This window comes from Synechococcus sp. LA31, from assembly GCF_018502385.1.
Lineage (GTDB): Bacteria > Cyanobacteriota > Cyanobacteriia > PCC-6307 > Cyanobiaceae > Vulcanococcus.
Genome location: NZ_CP075523.1, coordinates 344141 through 365795, shown reverse-complemented (window position 1 = coordinate 365795; position 21655 = coordinate 344141). Strand labels below are relative to the sequence as shown.

Below are 21655 nucleotides of genomic sequence, written 5' to 3'. Positions count from 1 at the left end.
TGCTCGGGCGCCATCAAACGGGGCTGCACAGGCCCTGCTGCTCCGTTGTAGAAATGAGATGGGCTCAGCGTCCAGCCGCACTCCGGATTTGGGTATGACCGTTACTCCTGCAGCCGACGCCGCCTATATCGTTCCCACCCTTGAGGGGTTCCGCAACAAGCTTCTCGACCTCACGACGCGCAACAACCTGCTCAACCTGAGCCTCAAGAGTCAACGAACAGCACGGCTCTTGCGCTTCGTTGATTGCAACTTGCAGGGCGTCTTGGATGGCTTGATGAGCGGGCGCCAATACAGTCTCAGCGCCTTACCCGAGCCGCCGAAAGACAAACAACCAACACTCGACGAAGCCGAGGTTGAGGCCGCTCTTGAGAAGGCACGTGCCGAAGACCCCCTCTACCAACAGATTCTCGCTGATAGCTCAAGTGATGACGCAGCCAAAAGCGCCCTCGCCCAAGCTGATGACCGGCTTCGCGCAGCTGTCCTCGAAGACCTTGGCAAAGCAGCGAAAGATACGCAATCCGGAAAGAATCTCTTCGCCTGGGCTGAACAGCAAGGCGTCAACCCCTCCTATTCACTGCCACTGACCAAAGAACCCAAAGACCATCAGGGCTCGATCCGGGCGCTCCTCCTCGAGCCACGAATGGAACGCGTTGCGGAAGGAATCCGCAAACAAGCGCAAAGCTCCATCGAAGAGACAGGCAACAACATTCTTTATCTGGCTTTTGGCTGCCTGGAGTGGACGGAAAAGAACAAAAGCTTTTTCGCGCCCCTGATTCTCCTCCCAGTTGAACTCATAAAGACCGCCAATCGTGGTGGAGCCAAAACCTTTTACCTCAGCGCCTCTGATGACGCTCCGGTCGCCAATGTGACGCTCAAGGAACGATTACGCCGTGATTTCGGAATTGAGCTACCGATGCCAGAGCTCGGCGCCGATGTTGTGGACCTTGAGGGTTACCTCAAGGCTGTGGCGGAGTCTGTGTCCGAGGTGGAGGGATGGCAGGTGCATTCCTATCTCAACCTCGCACTGTTCAACTTCAGTGGTCTTGGCCTGTACGAAGACCTGATTCCTGAATCCGTGCAGGGATCACCGCTGGTGCGCCAGCTCCTGGCGGCAGAGGTGAGCGATGACGAGCTCCCAGAAGAGGCCGACGTGATCGCGGAAGACGTGCATGTGGATCAGCCAGAGATCGCTGAACGCGTGCCTGTCTTGATTGCCCAGGCCGATGCCAGCCAATTTGCGGCAGTGGCCGATGTGATGGCTGGCCGCTCCATGGTGATCGAGGGCCCGCCCGGCACCGGCAAAAGTCAGACGATCACCAACATCATTGCCAACGCGCTGTACGCCGGCAAACGCATCCTGTTTGTCGCCGAAAAGAAGGTGGCGCTTGATGTGGTGTACACCCGCCTTTCAGAAGCCGGGCTCAAGCCCTACTGCCTGCGGATCGAGTCGGACAAGGCCAACAAGCGCCAGGTGTACGACGAGCTCGCCGAACGGATTGACCTGTCGACACCGATGCGCCCACGCCGTGATGGCGTGCAGGAGGGGTTCAACGAACTCCGTCAGGAGCTCAATCACTTTGCGGCGTTACTCAATCAACCCCATGGCCACGAAGAGCAAAGCCAACACGATCTGCTCTGGCAGGAACTGCAGCTGCGCTGCGAACTCACGGCCGCCTCCGTTGATCCATCCACCTATGAGGTTGAGATCCTCGATGCGTGTTCCGACAGCAAGCAACGGATCGAACGCAACAGTCAGCTGCTGAATGACCTGGCCCGGCTGCTCCAAGGCTTGGACCGGCAACAGCTGGAGAAGACCTTCCAACCGTTGCGCGTTCTGCCCGGCGACGCCTTAGGCCGCGAGGCATTGCTGGATCAAGCGGCGCAATGGGCCGCAGCGCTGGGTGCGCTCGAGGCTGCGCTGAGCCCACTGATCGCCTCAGACAACCTCACGCTGGATCAGCTGCGCCTGAGCGCTAGCGACACCGCTGCCATGGCTGCGCGCCTCCCCGACCCGCTGGGAGCAGACGGTGAAGCGCTGTTGCATGTCCTCGGTTCACCTGCCATCGCGGGCATGGCGCAGACCTTGCTCGACGCGTTGCAACTCGACGCTGAGCTGGAGGCTGAGGTGGCCAAGCGCTTTATCCGCCCGCCCGATCCACTCCCCGATGTCGAGGCCATTCAGGCTTTGGTGGCGGCCCTGAGTCAGTGGCGGCTTGGCAGCTTGGCGATTCCAAGCGAGCAGGTTGAGCGAGAACAGCTCCGGCAACGTCTGCGGAAAGCAGCGCAGACAGCGGATCGTTTGGAGGTACTGCTTCAGGCCTCCACCACGGGCCTACCGCTGGCGGGATTCAGCCCATCGAGCCTGCAAGCGCTTTTGCCGCTGGTGGAGCACCTCAGTGCCTTACCGGAGTGGGTCTTGCGTCAGCGCCGCGAAGCGATCTGGAACGCCGATCCAAGCCAGGTCCGCGCCCTCGTTCACGAGCACACCACGTTGCAAAGCCTGCGTGTGCATCTCCAGTTGGATCAAGCAGCTCCGCAGAGGCCACAGGACCTGAACTTTGATCAAGCGCTCCAGCGACTCCAACGCTGCTGCGAGCGCGGCTTAGGGCCTGTGTTGGCGCAAGCCGAAGCCTCTGTGCGTTGGGCGGAGCAGATCGCTCAAGCCCAAACCTTGTTGGATCAAACGGCTTCAGGTCTGACGACCTCTCTGCCAAGCCAGCTCAGGGAATCCGCCAGCGTTGGGCAACTGCTGACGCTGCCAGAACTGCTGCGGGCTGTCACGGCGATGGACGCCGATGCGATCAACCTGCGTTCCAGCTCGCTGTGGTCAGCGGATCTCAAAGCACTGCGCTGGGCGCTGGACGGCGAACAAGACCTCAAGCGACGGGAACAAGCACTGGAGCGAGCGGGGCTGAGGGTTGTCGATGGTCACAGTGTCAGCGAATTGCGCGAAGCCGCTGACCTCTTGGAAGAGAAGCCTCTGTTCCAGAGATTGGTGAATCGGGTCTCGGGCACCAAGGGGCGTGCAGTGAGCTTGGCCCGGGACATCGGAGCGAATGATTCCGATCAGCGTGCGGCAGCGCTCCGCGATGTCGCCAAAGTGGTGGAGCTGCGCGAGGCCTATGGCCCGGGTTGGAAGCAGCGGATGCTTTCGCTCGATCTTCCCTCCGAGCGCCTACTGCCGGTCGCCGAGCAACTGCAGGCGCTCAAGCGAACCCTTGAAACCTCCAGCCATGGCCCCTTCTGGGGCAGCTGGTTGCGCGAGGCACCAGCGGCTGATCTGCAGGCCGCCTTATCGGTTTACGCACAAGGCGGTGAAAGCACCTTGCAGGCGCTGGCTGGCCATGGCGTTTGGCCCTCGTCTGTTCTGGGGCGCAATCTGAGCTCACTGGAGGACGCCCTCCAACAGAGCCGGCAAGACCAGGAGCTGTTAGCCGAGGTTGAACCAGTCGCCGCCTGGGCGCGAGCCGCTGGCCTTGGCGACGGCGAAGCCATGGTGCTTTGGCTCAAGCAGGTGCAAAACACCACACAACGCGTTGCGGCGTTCCCGCAGCAGGAACTCGATGCCCTGATGGCCGGTGGCCTGGCCGTCGATCAAATCGACACCGTGTTGAACGCAGCGGAACGCACCCGCAGCCTGGTGGCGAGCTCGGGCCTTGGCGTTCAAGCCACTGCCTTGATGGAGGCCGATCCGGCGGCGCTGAGCCAAGCCTTGCTCACGCTGCAACACCAGCTCGCGCCGTTGGTGAATGAGTTGATGGAGCAGGCGGATCTGCTGCCCGCCGATGCCAAGCAGCGTGCGCTGCACCTGTTAGCCCAAGGCCTCCAAGAGGCTGCGCAGGGCTACCAGGCCTTGCTGCAGCAATGGGTGGACACTGGCCTCCAACCTGAGGCATCGCTATCGGATCTGCTCCAACTCCCCGTTGACTTAGCCCTGGCCCATCGCCGCCGCGACGACGTCATCCAAGCCCTGGCCACCTTCCAGCAACAGGCGGGGCCGGAGGTGGCAGGAGCTCAACCGGAGTTACTGCGGCAGGTGATGAGTTGGATCGGCCTGTTGCGTCAGGCAGGGCTACCGACTGATGTAGAAGATCGGTGTCTGCAAGTTGGTGCAGCGGCGTTTATCGCTGAGCGACGGCTACAGGCAGAACAGCTGACGCAAGCCCTCGAGGCTGAGGCAGCCGCCGCGAATCGGTTTATCACCACCGCTGAACCCGAGCCAAGCCTGGTGGGCGGTGCCGGCGCCGAAGACATGCCTGGCGTGAACGCCGACGCGCTCCGGCAGTGGCTGGAGACGGTGGTAGCCAGCCGTGATCTCTACCCAACCTGGGTGGAGCGCCATCAGGTGTTGGATCAACTCCCTGGCGATGGCTTGCGTGACCTTGCCGAGCGTTTGCTGGCCTCAACCGTTGAGGGTGAACACTGGAGCCGGCTCTACCGCTGGACCCTGGTGCGCAGCCAACTGCGCCAGATGGGGAAGGCCATCCCCGGCTTGCAGGAGCTGCGCAGCCGCGAGCAGGTTGCACGGCGTGAACGCTTCCAGCGGATGGAAGAAGACTTGCGAGCCCTGGATCGCGCGGAAGTGGTGGCGGCCATCCATCAAGCCCCAGAAACCTTGCCTGATGGGGTGAACCGCGGACTGCGGGGAGAGTTCACCGAGATGGGTCTGATCCAGAACGAATGCCGCAAGCAGAAACGCCATCGCCCGCTGAGGCATCTGTTCCAGTACGCAGGTGAATCCCTGCGAGGACTGAAGCCCTGCTGGATGATGTCGCCAGGCACCTTGGCCTCCTTGGTGCCGCGCGAAGCGATCGAGCAGTTCGATCTGGTGATCGTGGATGAGGCCTCACAGATGCCGCCAGAACGCGCCTTTGGTTTGATCAGCCGCGCCCGTCAGTGCGTGGTGGTTGGTGACCCGAAGCAATTGCCACCCACCTCGTTCTTCCAGCGCACCGCCTCGGTGGATGAAACCGAAGCCGATAGCGAGGTGGACACCGAAGTGCTGGATGAGGAATCCATTCTTGATCTGTGCACAAAAACCTTCCATCCAGTGCGCCGGCTCAAGTGGCACTACCGCTCGCGCCACGGCAGCTTGATCGCCTTCTCGAACAAGCACTTCTACAACAGTGAATTGGTGGTGTTCCCCTCGTGCGATCGCGACTTTGCGATTCACAGGCACCTCGTGAGCGATGCCCGCTACACCAAGAGCGTGAACCTGCCCGAGGTGAAGCTGGCCTGCGATGTGGTGCTGGAGCAGCTCGAGCTCTATCCCGATCGCAGCCTTGGTGTGGTGGCGATGAACGAAGCCCAGGCGTCAGAGATCGGCGAACAACTGGAGATGCTGTCGGCGCAACACGAGGAGCTGCGCCGCCGCCTTGAGCTCAAAGACACCAGCGAAGAGCTATTCGTGAAATCACTGGAGAAGGTGCAGGGCGATGAGCGCGACACGATCGTGGTGTCGTGCACCTATGGCCCCTCGGAACCTGGCGGACCGGTGGCGATGCGCTTTGGTCCGATCAACCAACAGGGTGGTCACCGCCGGCTGAATGTGCTGTTCACCCGGGCCAAGCGCGCGATTGAGCTGGTCACCTCGATCGAATCACACCAGATCCAGCCCACGGCAACCTCGAGCCAGGGGGTTCACGCCTTCCGCAACTACCTCAAGTTTGTCGAGAACCAGTCCCTCGAAACGGGTCGCCCATCGGGGCGTGAACCTGATAGCCCATTTGAAGTGGTCGTTGCCGAAGCGATTCAGCGCCATGGCTACGAGGTGGACTGCCAGGTGGGCGTAGCGAACTACTTCATTGATCTCGCGATTCGCCATCCTGAAAAGCCAGACACCTATCTCCTGGGTGTGGAGTGCGATGGCGCCACCTATCACTCAGCCAGAGCAGCGCGCGATCGGGATAAATACCGCCAGGCGGTGCTGGAGGGTCTGGGGTGGCAGATCTATCGGATATGGTCTACGGATTGGTTTGAGAATGCTGACGCAGAGACACGGAAGCTAGCCGACCACTTAAGCCAGCTAGCAAACAATAGGTTGAAATAAATAAAGTAGACATGAACCAATCTGTCCATGCAAAAACAAACATTGATCCGTCGGCAGAATGCAGTTGCATTTCAGGCGAAGACTTGCTCTATTTGATCCCACTCTATATTCAGTCTGAAACGGGCCTGGATGACACCTGGGTGTAGGGAGCCGAGAGACCTTTCATGCACGACCCAATCGGAGCTTTTACCAGGATTCGCGAGCTGTACCTCAGCTATCTGGACACGGCGTTCCGGATCGAGGACCAGGACGTTGCCGAAGAACGCCAAAAGCTTCTGCGTTCAGCAGGCGCGCTCTGCACTGAGCCGCTGCTTGAGCCGCAGCCGGAGTGGGCCAAAGATCAGCACGACTTCCATGACCTGCTTGCGGAGAGTGGAGATCAGGCCGTTCTCGCTCCGCTGGCGATTGAGACGCGGGAGTTATTCCTCAAGCTGATTGGCTGCGGCCTGATTGGCCGAGATACCAAAGGACAACTGTTCCGTCCTTACCGGCATCAACTGCAGATGTTGGCCAGAGGCTTGCGAGACGGACAGGCTGGGATTGTGACTTCAGGTACCGGCTCGGGCAAAACCGAGTCGTTCCTACTTCCCGTGTTAGCCACGATCCTTGCTGAGGCGAAGCGAGAGCGTGGGGGGTGGAGTGCACCAGCACCGGGCTACCTAAAGCATCGCTGGTGGTGCGATCCGCAGGGAAAGCCCTTCGCGGAGCGTGACCGCGAGGGTGTCTATGGCCTTCGAGAGGGAATCAAGATTCGAGGATTGGAGTGGGATGGCTTCCATAAACGCCATCAGCGGGCAGGCGAAACCCGTCCGGCTGCCATCCGAGCACTGGTTCTCTATCCAATGAATGCCCTGGTCGAAGACCAGATGGCCCGTTTACGTGCAGCGATCGACTCGCAGAATGCCAGGGATCTTCTAACCCAAGAATTACAAGGCAATCGTATTTTCTTTGGGCGATATACCGGGCAAACACCCGGTGGACCCTGCTACTGGCGGCAACACGAAAGGGCTCTGGCTGGTCTTACTACAGGCAGCGGCGCAAGCGAGCTCAAGGATCTAATCCCTGGCTGCGGTAGCACTCAGACTCTGACGCAGTGGAAGCAACAGGCGAAGTCGTCGCGTCAGCGGCGCGTCGAAGAGATGCTGATCGCTTATGCACAAATGGAGGATCTGCAGCGGGCTGTTCGTTCTCAGCTAGGGCTTGAGCATGATCAACAAGCGGGATGGGGTCAAAGCGACGAACAGCGAGAAACAGCTTTTGCCTTTCCATCCACCGATGGGGCTGAGATGCTTTCCCGCTGGGATATGCAGGAGACTCCGCCCGACATCCTGATCACCAACATCAGCATGCTCAACGCCATGTTGAGCCGCTCCAGTGAGCAGCGAATGCTGGAGCAAACAAGAGACTGGCTGGCCAGCGACTCGCGTAATCGCTTCACCCTGGTGATCGATGAGCTACACCTCCAGCGCGGCAGCGAAGGCACGGAGTTCATGTATCTCTTGCGGCTTCTGCTGGTCCGCCTTGGCCTTGATCAGCCTGAGCGCCACAAGCAACTCCGTCTTTTGGCCTCCAGTGCTTCGTTGCCTTCTGAAGGTGATGGCGCTGAACAGAGCCTCGATTACCTGCGTGATGCTTTCGCTGATTTTGGGCTCCCCCTCGGTTCTCCGAGGGAGCGTTGGCGGGAGGCGATCGTTCCAGGCGAGGTAGTTCCGCCGGCTAAACCCAAGGGCCATTGGGGGCTTCCCACGGATCCAAATCAGGTGCTGTTGGGTTGCAGGCAGTTCTGGCAAGCCACTGGCACCGGAGACAACAGTGACGCTCTTCTTCCACTGGATTCCCTCGATACCGCAACCCCAGAGCGAATGGCGCTACTGGATGCGCTTGAGGTGCCTCCAGCTGAGGATCCCGCCAGCCGTTGGCTGACGTTTGCTGAAGCCGCCGGACATGCGCTGGTTGAAGCGTGCCGCGATCCCGAAGCGCCTGATCACACCCGGGCCACACCCCTCGGGGTGATTGCCGGAAGGATCTGGCCGAGCCATGGCTGGGCTGAGCGTGATGTGGAACAGGTGTTACGGCTGCTCTGTGCGGCTGTGGGTTGCACCGGCGAGGGAGCCTCTGGCAAGGGTGCGGCGTTGCCGCGCTTCCGCCTGCACACCTTTTTTAAGAGCCCTGAAGGGCTCTACGCCAGCGTTATCCCACCAGGCCAACGGGATAGTGGCGATGCCATGCGTTGGCAAGGACCTCTCTCGCTCAACCTTGCGGGCCGAAGACTGGAGCAGAGCGGATCCAGCGGTGAAGCACAGCTCAGGCGTCAGTTTGAGCTCCTGCACTGTGAATGCTGCGGCGAAACCTTTCTGGGCGGTGTTCGGGGCCGAGGGCGTCACGAAGAGCAGGGACAGGAGCAGGTCGAGGAGCTGTTGCCCCATGAAGCTGAAACGGAACGGCTACCAGACCAGCCGCTGGCAGAGCGCTTTGAAGACCTCAGCTACGAGGATTACGCGATTGTCTGGCCCAAGGACGACAACTCCTCCGCCGAAGTCGATCCGGACAACAACGAAACCTGGTTGCCCGTTTGGCTGGATCCCGTAAGCGGTGTCCTGCATCGCCAGGCCCCTAACCATCAAAACTGGCAGCCGGCGTATCTGTTCCAGCGCACCAGCCGTGGTGACGTTCGTGGGCTGAACAACAGCAGCGCTACTAGCCACCGTCCCTGCCGTTGCCCGCGCTGCAAAAGCGACTACGCCCAACGGCGCGGGTTCACCAAAAGCCTGATTCAGTACTCACCCATCCAGAGCCTGCGCCCAGGCTTCAGCCGCACCACCCAACTGTTGGCCACTGAGGTCTACGACGCCCTGGCCCGTGGCAAGGATCGAGCGCCGAAGCTGGTGAGCTTCGCCGACAGCCGCCAGACCGCAGCGCGAACCGCACTGGATGTCGAGCACCTTCATCACCGCGATCTACTGCGTGAGGTGCTCATGGTCACCTTGATGGAGGTGGATGCCAAACGGCGACGACATGCAGAGGGCGACCATCCCGATCAAAAAGAGCTCACAGAGCTAGATGAAGATCTTCAGGCGTTGCGCGCGGCCGGCCGCGCCGAGGATTCGCCGGCTGTGCGAGCCCTGCTGGAGCAGCGACAAAAGCTGGCTGTACCCCTGCAACAACAAGCCCTTGGCGTGATCCCCTTCAGCGAGATTCTGGAGGTTGAGGACCCATCCCCTGGTGACAAGGTTCGGCCCTTTCTCCGGCAGCTGATTGATCTCGGCGTCCACCCCTTCGATGACCGAGGGATGAGCTGGGTGGAGACGGAGACATCGCGCCGCCTGCGCTGGTGGCAACTGTTTGAGCAGGACCCTGACGGAGATGGATACCGCTGGTGCCTTCCTTCGGGTGAAGGTCTCACCAAGGCCGATTTCAGCCGAGCTGCTGGCGACATGGTGCGCCGGCGGGTGTTGAAGGCTCTGGCTGATGTGGTCTTCCACAAGAGCTACTTTGCGATTGAGGCCACGGGCCTGGCCTTCCCGGTACCTCTGCCGACATCTGAACAGTTAGCAGAGGAAACCTTTGACGTGGCTGAGCTGCGGCGCGCGGCAGCCTGGCTTCGGATCTATGCCGATGACTACCGCTACGCCCCGTGCCCTTGGCCAACAAAGGAGGCTCCCATCAATGCTGATTCTTTGGCGAGTGGCCGCTCGAATATCTCACGGCTGCTTTTGAAGTTTGCCCAAAAACAAGGCGGTGAGCCAATTGATTATCTACTCAAAGCTCAAGCCTTGCTCCGCCGCTATGGCGCTCATTCCAGTCCAAACCACGATTACGTGGAGCTCACACGTATCGGCTTTCAATTGCCTGCCGATGGCGATCCGTTCTGGCGATGCTCAAACTGTGGGCGAGTGCACCTGCACCGCGGGATCGGCGCCTGCACCCGTTGCGGCACAACCCTCGATGATGAAGCCAGCGGGCTGCGTGGTGACCTGATCCGCAGCCATGTGTTTGGTAGGCGGCTGCGACGCACGATTGATGCCTGGAGCAAGGCTGGCAGCTCTGGTAATGAATTGTTCCGCTTGCGCTGCGAAGAACTCACAGGGCAAACGGTGGATCCGGGTAGCCGCCAGCGCGAGTTCCGTGGAATCAGGCTGGATAAAGATCGTCGCCATGCTCTGGAGCCCCATGGCATCGAGATGCTGTCGGTGACAACCACGATGGAAGTGGGTATCGATATCGGTCCATTGGAGGCGGTGTTGCAGGCCAACATGCCGCCGCAGCGCTTCAACTATCAGCAACGCGTAGGGCGGGCCGGTCGCCGCGGTCAGTCGTTTTCGTTCGTGGTCACCTTGTGCCGATCCCGCAGCCACGACCTGCACTACTTCCGCAATCCAGAGATCATCACGGGCGCCTCACCACCGCCACCATTCCTGGTGAAGCGACTGGCTCGGATTGCGGAACGGCTCCTGCGCAAGGATCGCCTGATCCAGGCCTTTCGTTGGATTGAGCGGCGGCAACGCGCAGAGCACGGTTTCTGGGCTGGTGATCTGGTCCGCCCCGTTGATGTGCATGGCGACTTCATCCCCGCCACGGCAATCGCTGATGCTGCTTTACGGCCGCAATGGCAGCGCTGGCTTCAGGAGGCCCTAGAGGCAACAGCCGACCAAGCAGCGCGGACCCGTGCCGCCCTTGACCGGGAGCGGCAGGCCGAGCTCCCAGATACCGAGGAGCTGATTTTGGAGCCTGTCCCTGAGCTGGTGGCCACCGTCGCCACGGGATCCCAGCGGATTGGTGCGAACACGTCAGGGCTGGCAGCGCATCTTGCCAATGAAGGCGTTCTACCGATGTATGGGCTGCCAACGCGCGTGCGCGACCTTGTGGTGGGACAAGACCGCGCCAGGAGGGAGACAATCACATTGAACCGCGATCTGGAAGTCGCGATCTACGAATTCGCACCGGGAAACGTTCTGGTGCATGACAAACAGGAGCATCACTGCATCGGCCTCAGCCCACGCATCGGTCGTGTGGGCCACCAACTCAAAACACTGCAGGATCGCCCCTGGGATCTACGGCTGGAGCTGGGCTGTTGCCCCGTGTGTGGAGCCTGGCAAGACGTTGCCAATGAAAGAGATGACAGCGCGCTGACGTGCCCCAGCTGCCGCACCACGTCGGCAGCAGAGGATTGGGAAATCCGCAGCTGTCTGGAGCCGGCGGCGTTCCGCACCAACTTCACTCCATCGAGAGATCTTGAGGGTCTCAGCGGCAGTCAGAGTTATGCATTGAGTGCCGATGCGGCACCACCTCAGGCTCAGGCCTGGAAACAGTGGGCCGAACAAAGCCAATTCGGAGTGCTGGAACTTCAGCTGCTCACCAACGCTGGCTGCACGGTGTACCGGCTCAACCGCGGGCCGCAAGGCGAAGGATTTCAGCTCACCTGGCGAGAAGGCGAACTACGGCGCATGTACGCCAACAAGGTGCTGCGCGCAGCCGACGATCCGGCCCTGAAGGCGCAGGCCATCGATCGGCGCTTGCTCAGTGGCGACGCAATCCGCAGCATCCTTGCCGAGCCCCTGGAACAGCCAGACGATCCGAGCGTGATCGACAAGGTGTTTCTGGTGGCTCCTCGGGTGACCGACGGCCTCTACCTTCTGCCCAAAGCGGTTAACCCCCAGCTGGCCATCGCTGAACTGGGCAACAACCTGCGCCTTCCTGGCGCGGCAGCCGAGCTGGAAGGCGCCAACGCCCCGAGGGGCATCAACTACTGGCAAGGGGTCCGCGCCGCGGCGATCTCAGCCACCGAACTGTTGATCGCTCGGGCGACCCGCGAGCTCGATATCGACCACCGCTCGCTGGAAGGGGTGGAGCCCAGACCGTTCGGCACCGGTGAGGCGCTCTTGCCGCTAATCCAGATCGTGGATGCCCATGTGAACGGTGCCGGCTTCAGCGCCTACCTGGGTGAAGGCCGCCGTTCCGAGCCTCCGATCCTGCAGTACATCGAGCGGTGCCTACTAAATGAGGCTGAGGAGTGGAGTCAAACCCCGCATCAAGGCAATTGCCTCGATAGTTGCTACGACTGCCTGAAGACCTATGAAAACCAATATTTCCATGGCCTGCTCGACTGGCGCCTTGCACTGACCTATCTACGGGCCTTTGTGCAACCCAGTTGGTTGTGCGGCCTTGATGGGGATTTCAGCTGGGGACCACTGCGGGACTGGCCTGAATACGCGGAGCGTGCAGCACTCTTGAACCTAGAGCTGTGGGGAGGATCGAAGACCGACATTCAAAAAAGCTCACAGGCCTCAGGCCTTGAGTTGGTGGCATTCCGCTTGCCGGCATCAGGCAGACCCAAACGGCCATGGGTGATCGTGCGGCATCCACTCTGGCGCTGGGGTCTCGAGAGCGGTCCATTGGCCGACTTTGCTGCTGAGCTCCAAGAGAGATCACCCGGAGAGAGCGTTCTCTGCTGGGACACCTTCAACCTCACACGCCGGCCCGGACGCACAAGGCAGTGGATGGCCTCTCAGGGGGCGCGGCCACGACGAAAGAAGCGAACGTGAGTGCCTAGTACATCCCACTCAACTGGTCTTTCGCACGTCCTGACGGGCCATTACCAGGAGCCAACACACAATCAGAGCAGACCACACCACACCTTCTACCCATGCAACTGATCACCCTCGAACACGGCCACTGGAACTTCTTCTGCCCCGTTACCGGCAAGGAGGTCTACAAGGAGGAGGGCGGGGTTAATGCCGAAACCTTCCGTGGCGGCTGGCATCAGGAAGTGCCCAATGAACCGCTTGAGCTCGCACAGGAGCTCCAGCAGCCCTGGCAGGCCTACCTCGACAAGATTGAGGAAGACGACTCCGATCTAGATGTGGCGGCTTTTCTGGAGAGCGTGGACCAACCAGGTTGGGTGGCCTTTGAGGTGAACAGCTTCGGCGTGGCGTGTGGCCCTGTGTGGGAAACGACCTGGACAGTGCTCGACCTCACCGGCAAGGACTGACCGACTCCGTACCCGACGCCCGAGACCTACTCCACTCATGACCACCCGCACCGAACTCACCGACGCCCTGATCGAACTGATCCCAGAGGATGGCAGCCGGATCACCAACTCGGAGCTCAAGGCTGCCCTTGAGCGAGAGGTTGGCGAGACCATCACCGATCTCGAGCTGGAAGAGGCCAAAAATCTCGTCGTAACGATGGGCGCCGCTGAGAAAGCACGCGGTCCTGGTGGAGGGCTCAAGGCCGTCGGAGTGAGCCCACCCGCCAAACCAGCCAGCGCCGGCACGCGCGGGCAGCGCAAGGGATCGGGCTCGGCCGCGCCGGCTCCTCAATCGGCCATCGCCCCAGGCACCACGGCCGCCTCGGTGCTCACCGGCGAGCTGCGCAACCAGATCGACCGGATCTGGGATGCCTTCTGGAGTGGTGGTATCGCTAACCCACTGGAGGTGCTGGAACAGCTCACCTATCTGTTATTCATCCGCCGGCTGGATGAACTGGAAACCCTGGAAGAGCGCCGCAGCCAGCGCTCGGGCCAGCCGATGCGGCGTCGACTGTTCGCAGACGACCAGCAACAGCTGCGCTGGAGCCGCTTCAAGGAACTGGGCGATCCAGCGACCATGTTCAAGTTGGTGGGTGAGCAGGTATTCCCCTTCCTGCGCGAACTGGGCGGCGACGGCTCGGCCTACTCCGGCCACATGCGGGATGCCCGCTTCACGATCCCCACGGCTGGCCTACTGAGCAAGGTGGTGGAGCTCCTCGATGCGGTGCCGATGGAGGACCGCGACACCAAGGGCGACATCTACGAGTACATGCTGGGCAAGCTGGCTACCGCCGGCACCAATGGCCAGTTCCGCACGCCTCGCCACATCATCGAGCTGATGGTGGCGATTACAGAACCCACCCCACGCGATGTGATGGTGGATCCGGCCTGCGGCACCTGCGGCTTCCCGGTGGCGGTAGGCGAATACCTACGCGAGCACCATCCCGAGATCCTCAGCGATCCGGAGCTGCGTGAGCACTTCAACCATGGACTGTTCCATGGCTTTGATTTCGACACCACGATGTTGCGCATCGGGGCAATGAACATGCTCCTCCACGGGGTGGAGAAGCCGGATGTGAGCTACCGCGATTCGCTCTCAGAAGATGGCGCGATTGAGGAGAACAAATACACCCTGATCCTGGCCAATCCGCCATTTGCCGGGTCGCTCGATTACGAGAGCACCAGCGGCAAGCTGCAGCGGTTCGTTAAGACCAAGAAGACTGAGCTGTTGTTCATGGCTCTGTTCCTGCAGCTGCTCAAACCAGGCGGCCGCGCGGCGGTGATCGTGCCCGATGGCGTGCTGTTCGGCTCCAGCAAGGCTCACAAGGAACTACGCCGCGCACTGGTGGAAGACCACTTCCTCGAAGGCGTGGTGTCGCTACCGAGTGGTGTTTTTCGCCCCTATGCAGGCGTGAGCACCGCGATCCTGCTGTTCACCAAGACCGGCCGTGGCGGCACCGATCAGGTGTGGTTTTACGACATGACAGCCGACGGCTGGAGCCTCGACGACAAGCGCAACCCGCTCTTGACGCTGGAGAAGCTCGGCCCCTCACCCAAGGCAGCCCTCGCTGAAGGCGAGCACGAGAAGAACAATCTGCCTGATTGCCTGGGACGCTGGCGCGAACGCAAGGAGTCAGAACGGGAGCGAGCGCGCACCGAGAAGAGCTTTTGTGTGCCCAAGGAGGAAATCGCCGCCCAGGGCTACGACCTCAGCCTCAACCGCTACAAGGAGCTGGTACACGAGGAGGTTGAGCACCGACCACCGTTGGAAATCCTGGCGGAATTGCGCCAGATCGAGCAGGAGATCCTGCAGGGGATCGAGGAGCTGGAGGGGATGCTGCGATGAAACACCCTTATGTAGCGCTTGGCGAGATCGTGGATTTTGTCGGCGGAGGCACTCCTTCTAGAGAGATCGAGTCTTATTGGAATGGGGATATTCCCTGGGCATCCGTAAAGGACTTCAAGGGACAGAGTATCGACGGAACAAAAGAATCAATTACGCCTCAAGGTCTCGCCAACAGCAGTTCAACCATCATCCCGGCTGGACATGTGATTATTCCAACACGGATGGCACTTGGCAAAGCCGCAATTAACTCGATTGACGTCGCAATCAACCAAGACCTCAAAGCCCTTAAGCCAAAGGGCGAGATCTTAACCCGCTATCTGATGCACGCGCTTGTTGCTAAATGCGGAGAGATTCAGTCTCTTGGGAAAGGAGCAACAGTCAAGGGCGTCACCATTGACCGACTCAGCTCCCTAGAAATCCCCCTCCCCCCACTGGAGGAGCAGCGGCGCATTGCGGCAATTCTGGATAAGGCAACTGCACTTGAAGACTTGTCGGCGAAACAGTCGAGACTTCTTGAAGAAGCTGAAAAGCATCTGTTTCTGGAATGTTTCGGGTCTCCATTCCCTGGAAAGACCCTGTGGCCCGTTGCACAGCTAGGAGAACTCGGCTCACTTGAGCGTGGCATTTCAAAGCACAGACCAAGGAATGATCCTTCCCTCATGGATGGGCCATACCCTTTCATCCAGACGGGAGACGTCGCTGGATGCGGTGGGGAAATAACTACCTTCAGCGCGACCTACTCAGATAAAGGCCTGGCTCAAAGCCGACTTTGGCCGGCAGGCACCCTTTGTATCACTATCGCCGCCAATATAGCGAAGACGGGAATACTAGACTTTGATGCATGCTTCCCGGACAGCGTAGTTGGTTTTCAAGCGAGAAATCCAGCGATTATCACCTACGTCCAATGCTGGATGTCATTCTTGCAGCGTCATATCGAGCAGATGGCGCCTGAGTCCGCCCAAAAGAATATCAATCTAGAGATCCTGAGAGGCCTGTCTATTCCCGTGCCGAGCGAGACCGCGCTACAAAAGTTTCATGTAGCGATTCTTGCACTAAGATGCACATTGTCAAGATCAACGCAAAGGCGTAGGAGAACGGCCGAGCTCAAGAGCTCATTGCGATCAGTATCTTTTGCTTCTTAGTGAAGGCATGAAAGCCACGGAAGCCAAGCTCCTCCAGATCCTGGGTGCCGTCTCCCAGTTCATCATTCCGATCTATCAGCGCACCTATTCATGGACGCTGAAGGAATGCCATCAGCTCTGGGCTGACATCCTTCGCGCCGGTGCCTCCGATGAGATCGGTGTGCACTTCATTGGCTCGGTGGTTCACATCGATGAGGGCCTTGGCAACCTCGCGGTGCAGGCCCCGAAGCTGGTGATCGATGGCCAGCAGCGGCTCACCACCGTCACCCTGCTGCTCACCGCCCTGGCAGATGTGCTCGATGCACTTCCAGAAGATCAGCAGGAGCCGATCGAGGAGTTTGCTCCGGCCATCATCCGCGAGACCTACCTCACCCGCCGGCACCAGAAAGGCGACAAGCACTTCAAGTTGCTGCTTTCTGATACCGATCGCGCCACCCTGATGGCGCTAGTGGATCCCACCGCAGCGGTGTTGCCACAAGAGCCCTCGATCCGAATCCAGGAAAACCACCAATTCTTCCTCGAACAGCTGTGCTCCACCGCCACCGATCTAGCCGTGGTGTGCCGTGGCATCAGCAAGCTGCTCGTGGTGGATGTGGCTCTCTCCCGCGATCAGGACAATCCCCAGCTGATCTTCGAAAGCATGAACTCCACTGGACGGGAGCTCTCCCAGGCCGACCTGATCCGCAATTACGTGCTGATGGCGCACCCGCCCGAACTCCAGGAGCGGCTCTACACCCTGCACTGGCGGCCGATGGAAATGGCCTTCGGCCAAGAGGCCTACAGCGGCAATGAGTTCAGCGCCTTCATGCGCGACTTCCTCACCCTCAAAACCGCTGAGGTACCTCGCCTCGATCTGGTCTACGAGGTGTTCAAGCAATACGAGCGTCAGCCGGCTGTCGCGGCTGCCGGCATCGAGGCCTTGCTGGCGGATCTCCATGCCACCGCCATCCGCTACTGCCGCGTTGCCCTGGGCCAGGAACCGGACCCACAGCTACGCACCGCATTCCATGACCTGCGCGAGCTCAAGGTGAACGTCGTCACCCCGTTGCTGTTGGAGCTCTATGGCGATTACCAGGCCGAACTGCTGAGCCGCGAAGAGCTGCTCGAGGCCCTGCGACTGCTTGAGGCCTACGTATTCAGGCGGGCTGTCTGCGCCATCCCCTCGAACTCCCAACAGAAAACCTTCGCCACCTTCAGCCGGGCTCTACGCCGCGAACCCGGTCACTACCTGCCCAGCTTCAAAGCCCATCTGCTCGACCTCCCCTCTTACCGGCGCTTCCCATCCGACGAGGAGTTCCGCCGTGAGATCCAGGTGCGCAACCTCTACAAGTTCAACAAGAGCTGCAGCTACTGGCTCCGTCGCCTGGAAAACCACAAGCGCAAAGAGCCGATCGTCGTGGCAGACTACACGATCGAGCACATCCTTCCCCAGAACCCAGACCTGTCAGCCCCCTGGCGGCAGTCACTAGGGCCCGATTGGAAACAGATCCATGAGGAATGGCTGCACCGCCTCGGGAACCTCACCCTCACCGGCTACAACCCCGAACTCAGCGACCGCTCCTTCCTCGAAAAGCGCGACCACCAGGAGGGAGGATTCCGCACCAGCCCCCTTCGCCTGAACCAGGGCATTGGGCAGCTGGAGCAATGGGATTCCAATGCCATCCGCTCCCGCGGAGAAACCCTTGCCATGCGAGCGCTTGAGGTGTGGGCTGCACCCCGGCTCAGCGATGAGCAACGCCAGGACTACAAGCCCAACAAGGGTCAGGCGGCTAGCTACACCCTGGCTGACCACCCCCAACTGGCGAATCCACAGATCCGCGAGGTCTTCGACGCACTGGATGCGCGCATCCGGGCGCTAGATCCCAACGTGACCCAGGAGGTGCTCAAGCTCTACATCGCCTATAAGGCCGAGACCAACTTCGTCGACATCGTTCCCCAGGCCAAGCGTCTACGCCTGAGCCTCAACATGCCCTTCGCTGACCTCGATGACCCCAAGGGCCTGTCCAAGAACGTCACCGGCATCGGCCGCTGGGGCAATGGCGATGTAGAGCTAGGTGTTGCCACCCTGGACGAAGTGCCTTATGCCATAGGTCTGATCCGCCAATCGTTAGAGCGACAGCTCGATGAGAACGAGGGGACGCCTTAACGGATTGATCACATGAGTGCCTCCCCCTCCCAGTACGCCCTAATCGCCAGCCAGTGGCCTGAGCTGCATGTGGAAGCCGTACGGGTTGAGGAGTGCGCCCTGAATGATCCGCGCACCGCTTGTTTCTATGCCCGCCGCACCATCGAGCTATTGGTGGAGTGGGTATATGACAACGACAGCCAGCTGCGGCAGCCTCCTGGCTATGGCACCCTGGCCGATTTGATCTATGCGCCTGATTTTCGGGAACTAGCTGGTGAAGAGATCCGTCGCTTCCGATTGCTCAAAGATCTCGGTAACAAGGCTGTTCATCGCATCGATCCGATCCGGCCCGGTGATGCAGTGCTGGCAGCCGGTGAACTGTTCCAGGTGTTGCGCTGGCTGGTGATCACCTATGGCGTTGACCCTGATCTAGTCCGAGGACAGCGATTTGATGCCGATCGCCTACCGAGCAAAGCAGCTGCCGATGCAGCCCAGGTTCAGAGCCGCGAGCAACTAGAAGCACTCGCTAAGCAACTGTCCGAACGGGATGAACAGCTCCGTGCTCAACGCCTGGCTTCACAGGCGTCTCAAGAGGAAATCGAGCGTCTACGTGCCGAAATCACTGCACAACGCAAGGCCAATCAGGCAGCCGCCAAACCAGATCCGGAGCTCCCGGAATGGGCAACGCGGAAGGGCTACATCGATCACTATCTCGAGGAAGCCGGCTGGAAACTAGGTGCTGGGTGCACCCATGAAGAACAGGTACAGGGGATGCCCAATGAATCCGGGCAAGGCTTCGTCGACTACGTGCTCTGGGGTGATGACGGCAAACCCCTGGCGCTGGTGGAGGCCAAGCGCACCAGCCGCGACCCCATGGACGGCCAGCGGCAAGCGGAGCTCTATGCAGACTGCCTCGAGCAGCGCTACAAGCAGCGCCCGCTGATCTTCCTCTCGAATGGCTACAAGCATCGAATCTGGGACGACCTACGCTACCCACCCCGAGACATCCAGGGCTTCTACAAAAAAGCTGAGCTGGTCACCCTGATCCGGCGCCGCGAAACCCGCGAGGAGCTCAGCCAGGCCAGTATCAACAGTGAAATTGCGGGGCGCTACTACCAACAGCGCGCCATTCGCGCGATTGCCGAATCTCTTGAGAACGGCCGCCGCAAGGTGCTTCTGGTGAAGGCCACTGGAACAGGCAAAACCCGCACAGCCATTGCCTTAAGCGAACTGCTGATCCGCTGCAACTGGGTTAAGCGCATCTTGTTCCTCGCAGACCGCACGGCCCTCGTACTGCAGGCAGAGCGTGCTTTCCGTTCGTTCTTACCGGACTGCTCACCGGTCAATCTCGTGACCAATAAGGGCGGAGAGGGGCGCGTATTCCTGTCGACCTATCCCACGATGATGAGACTCATCGATTCAGAAGACGGCAATGGTATCAGGCGTTTTGGGGTAGGGCACTTCGACTTAGTGATCATTGATGAGGCCCATCGCAGCGTCTATCAGAAATATGGCGCCATCTTCAGTTACTTCGATTCCCTGCTAACAGGCCTCACTGCAACCCCACGCGATGAGATCGACCGCAATACCTACCAGCTGTTTGAGCTCGACATCGGCATGCCCACCGATGAATACGGGCTTGACCAGGCCGTCGCCGACGGCTTCCTGGTTCCTTTTAGGCCGATTTCTGTATCGCTGAAGTTCCCGCGCGAAGGGATCCGCTACACCGATCTCAGCGATGCAGAACAAGCCGAGTGGGACCTGCTGGATTGGGATGAAGACGTGCAACGGAGTGGGCAGGTTGATTCAGGGGCTCTTAACAACTGGCTGTTTAACGCCAACACCATCGAACAGGGCCTCAGGGTACTGATGACCCAGGGTTGTCCCAGGGGAAATGGTGATGGAATAGGCAAGACGGTGATCTTTGCTCGCAATCATCGTCATGCTCAATTCATCCAGGAGCGTTTTGACCACAACTATCCCCACCTGACCGGCAAAACAGCTCGGGTAATCGACAACCAGACTCCCTATGCCCAAAGCCTGATCGATGACTTTGCTGATCCCAACAGCGATTTGATGATTGCAATCTCAGTCGACATGCTCGATACGGGGATCGATATCCCTGAGATCGTAAACTTGGTGTTCTTCAAACCAGTACGGTCTCGCACCAAGTTCTGGCAGATGGTAGGCAGGGGCACACGCTTGTGTCCCGATCTGTTCGGTCCCGGACAAGACAAGCAATGCTTCTGGATTTTTGATTTTTGCCAGAATCTGGAGTTTTTCCTGGGAAATAGCGGCGCCGATGGCGCTACACCCCCAGCCACGCTGGCCACGCGTCTTTTCCAAGCACGCTTAGCGCTGGTGGATGCGATCGATCAACAAGCTCAGGCTGCAGATCTAGCTCCCGAGCTGAAAGACCATCGCAGTGACCTGGCCGAGTTGTTGCGTTGCCATGTGGCAGCTTGCCCAGCCGACAATTTTCTGGTTCGGCCCCACCTCGAGCAGGTGGAGTACTTCTCTGACGAGAAGGCATGGAGCCAGATCACACCCGACAACATTGAGCTACTGGGCCACACAATCGCCCCATTACCCTCGTCCCATGCTGATCAGGTCGGCGACACCGATGCCACGGCACGTCGATTTGATGTACTGCTGTACAGCCTTCAACTAGCGCAGCTACGCAGTGAGCCGCGTTTAATCAACCTGCAGAGTAAGTTGCGCGAACTCGCTGGCTTGCTCGAGGCACGACATTCCATCCCAATGGTGGCCGCACAACTCGACCTCATTCAAGACCTGCTGCGCGATGAGTGGTGGCAAGACGTGACGGTTCCGATGCTTGAAGAGGTACGACGCAGACTACGAGCACTTATTGGACTGATTGAAACCAAGGCTCAGGAGCCTCTCTACAGTGACTTCAGCGATGAGTTAGTCGAGATCAAGGAACTTGATGGAGCAAGACTACTGACGTCCGACGCCTTCAAGCAATTCCGGCTGAGGGCTCAGGAATTTTTAAAGGCTCACGAAGATCACCTGACTATGCAGCGATTGCGGCGCAATCAACCCCTGACCAATTCCGATCTAGAGGAGCTGGAGCAGTTCCTCATCAACCATGGCATCGGCGATGCTCAGGCTATTGAGCGCGCGAAGGAAGAATGCAACGGTTTTGGGCTCTTTGTGCGCTCGTTAGTTGGTATTGACCGCAATGCTGCGAAAGAGCTCTTTGCGGACTATCTAGCCGAAGGGACCCACAGCCTGGTTCAGATCAGGTTTATCGACGCAGTGATTGATGAACTAACGAGCAAAGGATCCATGGAACCTTCTCGACTCTACGATCCACCATTTAGCGATCTTGCCCCTACGGGCCCCGAAGATCTATTTCCCCAAGAGGAGGCCGGTCGAATCTTCGATCTTCTGAGTCTGATCAGGGAGCGCGCCAACCCACAACTTGCGGCATAATCTCAACCCG

Annotated in this window: 7 protein-coding genes; all 7 read left to right on the top strand. The window is 59.8% G+C overall.

Going from position 1 to position 21655, the window contains the following annotated elements; translation table 11 throughout:
• Positions 1-94 precede the first annotated feature (94 nt).
• Positions 95-6049, top strand: coding sequence for a DUF4011 domain-containing protein (locus KJJ24_RS01965; RefSeq protein WP_214340499.1), 5955 nt, complete (start codon positions 95-97; stop codon positions 6047-6049).
• Positions 6050-6213: 164 nt separating this feature from the next.
• Positions 6214-12591, top strand: a complete 6378-nt coding sequence (locus KJJ24_RS01960; RefSeq protein WP_214340497.1) for a DEAD/DEAH box helicase — start codon at positions 6214-6216, stop codon at positions 12589-12591.
• 101 nt (positions 12592-12692) lie between these two features.
• On the top strand, positions 12693-13037 hold the full coding sequence (locus KJJ24_RS01955) for a hypothetical protein (protein ID WP_214340489.1): 345 nt from the start codon (positions 12693-12695) through the stop codon (positions 13035-13037).
• 37 nt (positions 13038-13074) lie between these two features.
• Positions 13075-14922 (top strand): class I SAM-dependent DNA methyltransferase, encoded by a 1848-nt coding sequence (locus KJJ24_RS01950; RefSeq protein WP_250544861.1) that lies wholly within the window; start codon positions 13075-13077, stop codon positions 14920-14922.
• Positions 14919-16064 carry a restriction endonuclease subunit S gene (locus KJJ24_RS01945; protein WP_214340487.1) on the top strand — a complete coding sequence of 382 codons (1146 nt, stop codon included), beginning with the start codon at positions 14919-14921 and terminating at the stop codon, positions 16062-16064. Before KJJ24_RS01950 ends, KJJ24_RS01945 begins: the two co-directional genes overlap by 4 nt.
• A 7-nt stretch (positions 16065-16071) precedes the next feature.
• Complete coding sequence (locus tag KJJ24_RS01940) at positions 16072-18210, top strand: DUF262 domain-containing protein (RefSeq protein WP_214340485.1); 2139 nt, start codon at positions 16072-16074, stop codon at positions 18208-18210.
• A gap of 12 nt (positions 18211-18222) precedes the next feature.
• A complete protein-coding gene (locus tag KJJ24_RS01935) occupies positions 18223-21645 on the top strand; it encodes a DEAD/DEAH box helicase family protein (protein WP_214340483.1) in 3423 nt (1140 codons plus the stop codon).
• Positions 21646-21655 lie beyond the last annotated feature (10 nt).

Bases quoted from the DNA above. Each gene is read 5' to 3' on its own strand.
- KJJ24_RS01935 (WP_214340483.1), top strand. From the start codon at position 18,223: ATGAGTGCCTCCCCCTCCCAGTACGCCCTAATCGCCAGCCAGTGGCCT.
- KJJ24_RS01950 (WP_250544861.1), top strand. From the start codon at position 13,075: ATGACCACCCGCACCGAACTCACCGACGCCCTGATCGAACTGATCCCA.
- KJJ24_RS01940 (WP_214340485.1), top strand. From the start codon at position 16,072: ATGAAAGCCACGGAAGCCAAGCTCCTCCAGATCCTGGGTGCCGTCTCC.
- KJJ24_RS01965 (WP_214340499.1), top strand. From the start codon at position 95: ATGACCGTTACTCCTGCAGCCGACGCCGCCTATATCGTTCCCACCCTT.
- KJJ24_RS01955 (WP_214340489.1), top strand. From the start codon at position 12,693: ATGCAACTGATCACCCTCGAACACGGCCACTGGAACTTCTTCTGCCCC.
- KJJ24_RS01960 (WP_214340497.1), top strand. From the start codon at position 6,214: ATGCACGACCCAATCGGAGCTTTTACCAGGATTCGCGAGCTGTACCTC.
- KJJ24_RS01945 (WP_214340487.1), top strand. From the start codon at position 14,919: ATGAAACACCCTTATGTAGCGCTTGGCGAGATCGTGGATTTTGTCGGC.